Genomic DNA, 224 nt, shown 5'->3' with positions numbered 1-224 from the left:
GGCGGAGTCTGGCCGGAAAAGTTGTAGTGATCGATCCGGGTCATCAAAGCAAAGCCGATTTATCGCGTGAGCCGATTGGTCCGGGGGCCGCCGAGACGAAGGAAAAAACGGCGGGCGGCTCGAGTGGTGTAAAATCGAGAACCCCGGAATATAAGATCACGCTTGCAATTTCAAAGCTGTTAAAAGCGAAACTCGAGGCGAACGGTATCAAAGTAATCATGACC

1 protein-coding gene is annotated in these 224 nt (G+C 52.2%); it reads left to right on the top strand.

Annotated features, from left to right (window positions below):
• Window positions 1-224 (top strand): N-acetylmuramoyl-L-alanine amidase (locus tag COY37_RS11215; RefSeq protein ID WP_286977612.1); only part of this gene is annotated, 224 nt, incomplete at both ends.

Source organism: Candidatus Aquicultor secundus (genome assembly GCF_002791875.1).
Lineage (GTDB): Bacteria > Actinomycetota > Aquicultoria > Aquicultorales > Aquicultoraceae > Aquicultor_A > Aquicultor_A secundus.
This window is presented reverse-complemented; position numbering and strand designations above follow the sequence as displayed.